Annotated in this window: 8 protein-coding genes; 2 read left to right on the top strand and 6 right to left on the bottom strand. The window is 27.0% G+C overall.

Features of this window, described 5'->3' with window-relative positions:
• The first annotated feature begins 704 nt into the window (after positions 1 to 704).
• Positions 705 to 1,094, top strand: a complete 390-nt coding sequence (locus ASC36_RS10130; RefSeq protein WP_055426376.1) for a hypothetical protein — start codon at positions 705 to 707, stop codon at positions 1,092 to 1,094.
• A 45-nt stretch (positions 1,095 to 1,139) separates the two neighbouring features.
• Positions 1,140 to 2,231, top strand: a complete 1,092-nt coding sequence (locus tag ASC36_RS10125; RefSeq protein WP_055426375.1) for an ImmA/IrrE family metallo-endopeptidase — start codon at positions 1,140 to 1,142, stop codon at positions 2,229 to 2,231.
• Positions 2,232 to 2,382: 151 nt separating this feature from the next.
• Here ASC36_RS10125 and ASC36_RS10120 read toward each other — a convergent pair whose 3' ends face one another.
• The 6 genes from ASC36_RS10120 to ASC36_RS10860 form a co-directional block, all read right to left on the bottom strand.
• Complete coding sequence (locus tag ASC36_RS10120; RefSeq protein ID WP_055426374.1) at positions 2,383 to 3,237, bottom strand: DNA adenine methylase; 855 nt, start codon at positions 3,235 to 3,237, stop codon at positions 2,383 to 2,385.
• 60 nt (positions 3,238 to 3,297) lie between these two features.
• A complete protein-coding gene (locus ASC36_RS10115) occupies positions 3,298 to 3,783 on the bottom strand; it encodes a hypothetical protein (RefSeq protein WP_055426373.1) in 486 nt (161 codons plus the stop codon).
• Positions 3,780 to 4,316, bottom strand: coding sequence for an N-acetylmuramoyl-L-alanine amidase (locus ASC36_RS10110; RefSeq protein ID WP_055426372.1), 537 nt, complete (start codon positions 4,314 to 4,316; stop codon positions 3,780 to 3,782). Before ASC36_RS10110 ends, ASC36_RS10115 begins: the two co-directional genes overlap by 4 nt.
• A gap of 2 nt (positions 4,317 to 4,318) precedes the next feature.
• Complete coding sequence (locus tag ASC36_RS10105) at positions 4,319 to 4,705, bottom strand: hypothetical protein (RefSeq protein WP_055426371.1); 387 nt, start codon at positions 4,703 to 4,705, stop codon at positions 4,319 to 4,321.
• Positions 4,706 to 4,711: 6 nt separating this feature from the next.
• Complete coding sequence (locus ASC36_RS10100) at positions 4,712 to 5,122, bottom strand: hypothetical protein (protein ID WP_055426370.1); 411 nt, start codon at positions 5,120 to 5,122, stop codon at positions 4,712 to 4,714.
• A gap of 53 nt (positions 5,123 to 5,175) precedes the next feature.
• Positions 5,176 to 5,643: hypothetical protein (locus tag ASC36_RS10860; protein WP_167336885.1), on the bottom strand; the 468-nt coding region annotated here is incomplete at its 5' end.

Raw genomic sequence — 5,643 nt, 5'->3', positions numbered from 1 at the left:
AGTGACCGCGGAAGGATTTTAACCATTCTGAATATCAAATATTTAAGTTATTTTGTATCAAATATGTATCAATTTATATCTCAGAGTTTATTAGGAATAAACTTTTTTAATTTATAGATAACAATTGAATTATATTACCAAGCAGTTTTTGCTTGTCCTACTTATTCTTAACCATACTTTATCATGCTAACACTCTACCAACATAAATTAACCTATGTGCTCCCTACAATAATATGTAAAATTTTATAACTGGAAAATACCATATCAAGAATTAATAAAAAGGTAACATTACCCTTAAATGTTGTTTGTATTGATTTTTTTTCGCTATTTTTATAGGGTAATATTACCCCTACAATTGTCTGTTGTGAATTGCTTTCAAATTTTTTTTATTTTTGTGATACGTCACAACCTCCTTTAAACTCATTTAATTCTCTAGAGGTTGTGAATTGCTTTCAAATTTATTATTTTTGTGATACATCACAACCATCAAAAATTTAATCCGTTAATTTAAACGGATTTTTTTATTTATATTTTAATCTGGAAGAATAACTTTGTTGTAAAATATTTTGAAAAATTATTACTCAAATTTTCGGGAAAAGAATGGATGGGGTTTTGTGACCGCTACTTATTAGAAGCATTGAAAAATTTTTTATAAATATAAATTTTATATTATTTTTGCTTGATTTTATACAGGTAACTATATTATGGAAGTTCTTTTTGACAAAACTAAACTATGTGAAATTTATCAAAATTTAGTACTAAATCGTTCTGATAGAAAAGTTCAAATAGATTTCTATAAAAAGTTTAACAAAATTGACAAGCAAGCTATTAGGATTTACGATAGGTTAATTCTAGCTAAAAATGGAAAAGCATATAACGAAATGTCAGGTAGCGATAATAAAATAGAACTAAAATTAGGATGTAAAGATAATGACCCTCAGGAGTTTAAAATTAGAATAAATAAAGCTTTTAGGAAATTTTTCCGATACGTGTTATCTTCAGAAGAATATTGTTTAAAAAAAGATTGGGATGGACGTTTTGAAGAAATTAAACGGATCTTTGTTATAGATATTAATAACCACGATTACAGTTAATTAGGGTTTTGGCATATTGTTTGATTTTATTTTATATTGAATACAATGAAAACAAAAGAAAAGATAGAGGTATTTGATCCTTCATCCTTACTTACCACAGTTGGAGAAGAATTGGTTGATATTTTAGAAGCTAATAACCTATCAAAAGAACAATTTTTAAAAGACATTGAGCTAGCCCCAAACATTGAAGAAATTACTTTTATAAATAAAGATCAATTAAAAGAGATAGAGAAATTTTTAAATATAGATTCATTAGCCTGTTATTTGGGAGAATTTCAAAAAAAATATAAATCAGATAAAAAAGAAGCAGAAACAAGTTATAAAAAATATAAAAAGATATACAGTAAACTGAAAAATTTAATCCCATTAACCACTACAAATTATAATTTAAGTATAGATCAGCTGGGAGATTTTTATGACTTCTTAGGCATAGAGAATGAAGAAGATATATTTATAGTTTCAGATGAAAAAATTAACGCTTTATATAGAAAAAAAACTTCTCAAGCTCAACAAATAGATAATTTGAGTCTTTTTGTTTGGAAAAGAAGAGGGGAAGAATTGTTTAAACAAAAAGATTTACCTGAATATAATGAAAGTTTGCTAAGAGAATGGATTGATAATAAAGAGTGGGAATATTTTGTTGAAAATGTTGATTATTTTAAAAATTTACCTGACATATTTAAAGAATTTGGAATAGGACTAATTTTAGAGCCATACCTTAAGAAAACAGTTTATGGATTAGTAAATTGGATAAATAATAGACCTCTTATTCAGATTTCTGATAGAGATAAAAAATTACCCGTTTGTTGGCACACCCTATTTCATGAAATAGGTCATGTTTTACTTCATAAAAATAAACAAATTTTTGAGTTCGATGATCTTTCTAAAAGCATAACTTCCAAAATAGAAAAAGAAGCTAATCAATTTGCGTCTTCTTTACTATTTTCTAATGGCGACATACAAAGAAAAATATTTTCGTTAAATAAAATAACAAAAGAACGTCCTAATGAAGATATTATAAATAATATGGCTGAAGAGTTCAATGTAAAGCCTATGTTTGTCGCTTATTGGTTTGACAAAGCTGGATTAGGTAATAAAGATGTAAATAATAAAATGCCTAAAATTTCTTTTAGGTAAATGTGCCCCCTTTACATACTGATTTAGCTGAGCCGATACTAATCATAAAAAAACAAATTAAAACCTAAATATTAAAGGCTTTTTTAGTAAAATTTATTTTGTGTTTTAGATAAAATTTTACATTTATATAGTAATAAAAAGATGAGAGTTATTAATTTAAACATGTATTACGCTTGCTTTCTTTTTCATCAAAAGTAATATATGCTAAAAAGTCTTCGCGAATATTATTTCTTGATGCATTTGTATTTTTAGTATTATATGTGTAATTGAAACCAAATAAGTTAAGTAATTCTATACTGTCTTTTTCTATCATATTAAAAAAAATGAAATCATTTTTTAACTGTTTTACAATTTTTAACAGTCTTATTGTTTCACACAATCCAAAATAAGTGCCATTACTATATTGTTTCTGAAAACTATTCAAATAAGGAGGGTCTACTATTATTAAAGTATTTCTATCGTTAAATGTAATATACTTTTGTAAAAAATCTTTATAATCCAAACTATCTAAATGTACATTTTTTAAGTTTATGTAGAATTCTCTATCCTGCTTTGTAGACAAATCATTCATAAAATACGAAAAATCAGATACTTTTATATCTCCCATGTTACGTACGGCACTAAATACAAAATTTTTAGATAAATATTTTAGTAGATTTTTGTTATCCTGTATTTTGATAATTAGATTTTGTAATTTTTCCTTTTGATCTTCACAAAGGGCTCTTTTCGATTTTTCAAAACCTAATTCTATTAATTGATTAATAAGTTTTTCCTTATAATTTATATGATATTCGAAATTGTCGAAATATTTGTCGTAATCGTTTGCCACTACTTCCGGCACTATATTATCCCTTTTTAAGTTATTCGAAATACAACAAGATCCGCCGAAAACTTCAACAACTCTTTTATATTTTTTGTTTTTTATTAATTCATTTATTTCTATTACCCTATTTGCTTTGGAACCTGAGAAGGATATTTTTAATAATGTTTTCGATGTTTTTTTCATTTTAATTTTATATTTTTTCGTAGAAACTTAAAAGGATACTGAGGGCTTTTACACTCCCTTTTAACAAGTCTTAAAGTGCTTCAACACAAAAACAACGTTAACCACAAGAGAAACAATACACCCTACCCTCCACCAATTAAAAGGCGTTACTTTCAAGGTTTTGTTTCCCTTTTCAAGCTCTGATATTTTTTTTAGTTGTTTTTCGTTGCGTATTTCGTATTGTTTTTCATAAATCGAACTTATACTATCGGTGTTAACTTTAGTTATTAAATTATTCCCATCAGAACTTATTTTAACTTGGCCGTAAGGAATTTTAATCACCTTTTCTAATACTTTTAAGTTCCCGCTGGAATCGCAAGGGTTAGATATTACTTCTGTTAACACAGAAGGTAACATAATGATTTTATCTTTAGTAATAAAAATGCTATCTCTTTTATAAAGGGTATCGTATATTTTTACAACCTTTTCTTTTTCAATTACTTTTTTTCTTGTAGAACAAGAAATGCTAAAAAGAAGTATAAATAAAAATAATCCTAAATATTTCATAGGGTAGAAATAATTTCATTTAAAACGTGTGCGTATTTCTTGGGGTCTTGAAATTTCAAGGCGTCGAATTCATTAGATCCGAAAAAAGGCTCGACAATTACCGCGGGGGCTTTCATAAGATAGGTAAACCAATACCCTCTATCGTTTTTATTGTAGAGCGCTTTTGTGCCTCTATTAGTGGTATCCAAGTGTTTGCTTACTTCTAAGGAAATTTTTTGCGCATATTCTTTCCCTTTTTTACTGGCAAACCAATAACAACATTCTGTGCCATGTGCTAATGGAGAGGCCGAATTATAATGAAGCTCCAACGTTAGATCAAAACTATCTTTGTTGATTGTGTCCGCCGTCCTTTTTTCCATGGCGTAGTAACCACCCAAATAGCTGTCATGTGTATAAACAGTATATAAAGAGGGATTTATTTTTTTTAATTCTTCTGCTGCCTGGATATTATATTCAAATTCGCAGGGAAGCCATTTAGAATAAGCGCCTTTACTGTCTTTAGTGTGACCTACAACTATTGCTACCTTTCTCATTTTTAATTTTTTGAAGTTTTATTTTTTCTTGATTTATTATTATTATTATTATTATTATTATTATTATTTGTCGAAATAATTTCTTTATCTTTCTTTAAATCATCTTCAATTTCTTTTTGAACTAGAACTATTTCATCTTTTAATTTCGATAATACCTTATTTTTCTTTTCTTCAGAATTCAATAAAACCTTCTTTTTAGCCTTAATGTTATCTACATTTTTAGCCGCAATGGTTTTTAAGGAATCAATTTTAGGCAATATATCTTCTTGAAGATGAAGTATCTTATATTCCCTGTTTTCTTTTGGCGCAATATAATTTAATGGGTAAGGTGTGAGTAAATAACAAAAAATTATCACCAAAAAAATAGATATTATAATTTTAAACTTCATACTATTTTATTTTTCTTTTTTTATTCTTTTTAATTTTAAAATAGCGTCATTGGCTTCACGAATTATCTTCTCATTATCTTGTATATCTTTATTTAAATTGTAGAATTCTCTTTTTGTAAAATCTAAGTATTCTACCCATTTTTCATAGCATTTCTGAGTTTGTTCTAAATATTTTCTTTCCAATTCGTCATACCTGTCGTCTCTTTTTTTTAATTCTAGGAAGTATTCATCTCTCTCTTCTTCTCTATTTTTATCGCATTCTATTTTTTCTCTTTTTTTATCTTCTAATTGGTTGTAAAATATATAGGTAGGCATCAACATAAGCGCAAGTCCAAGAAGAAATAAAAATTCTTTTTTAAAAGCATTCCCTATAAACCAATCGCCAAATGACATTATTTTTTCTATTATTTCTTTCATTTAATTGTTCTAATATTATCACCTGAAGGCTATATCATATATTTCTTTATCTATTACCCATTCGTCACATTTATAGTTTTAGAATATTTCCCCCATCCTTCCTCTCTATTCATTAAGTTTACTTTGGATGTTAAATTTTTAGTTCTTGCTTCCGAGGATACTTTTATAGTTGCTATCCCTATTCCTAAAGGCGGTAAATAAACCCGCATCCTGTCTTTTTTTTCATTGATATCTACTATTACATCTCCTATTTTGTTTATAGTAGAAAAGCTAACATCCAATTGTGAAGATGAATTAAACACACAAAGAGAAAAATCCTTAAAATCTTTACCTTGTGTTATAAAATTTATATCTAACCTATTTTCTTGGTTATCAACGAATTCACATTCTATACAAGAGGTACTGTCAAAGTTTAAATTGGCACGCACGGTGTTATCTATAGCTAATTTTGCCCATGGCGTATATTTATCATTTAAAAAATTTCTAACGAAAATTTCACTTGCATATCTATTTCCCAAAAT

The sequence above is a fragment of the Apibacter mensalis genome, assembly GCF_001418685.1.
Classification (GTDB): Bacteria; Bacteroidota; Bacteroidia; order Flavobacteriales; family Weeksellaceae; genus Apibacter; species Apibacter mensalis.
The sequence above is the reverse complement of the archived record's forward strand: the minus strand, read 5'-3'. Positions and strand labels throughout refer to the sequence as shown.

Coding starts and splice junctions, on each gene's coding strand:
- ASC36_RS10130 (WP_055426376.1), top strand. CDS start 705: ATGGAAGTTCTTTTTGACAAAACTAAACTATGTGAAATTTATCAAAAT.
- ASC36_RS10125 (WP_055426375.1), top strand. CDS start 1,140: ATGAAAACAAAAGAAAAGATAGAGGTATTTGATCCTTCATCCTTACTT.
- ASC36_RS10120 (WP_055426374.1), bottom strand. CDS start 3,237: ATGAAAAAAACATCGAAAACATTATTAAAAATATCCTTCTCAGGTTCC.
- ASC36_RS10115 (WP_055426373.1), bottom strand. CDS start 3,783: ATGAAATATTTAGGATTATTTTTATTTATACTTCTTTTTAGCATTTCT.
- ASC36_RS10110 (WP_055426372.1), bottom strand. CDS start 4,316: ATGAGAAAGGTAGCAATAGTTGTAGGTCACACTAAAGACAGTAAAGGC.
- ASC36_RS10105 (WP_055426371.1), bottom strand. CDS start 4,705: ATGAAGTTTAAAATTATAATATCTATTTTTTTGGTGATAATTTTTTGT.
- ASC36_RS10100 (WP_055426370.1), bottom strand. CDS start 5,122: ATGAAAGAAATAATAGAAAAAATAATGTCATTTGGCGATTGGTTTATA.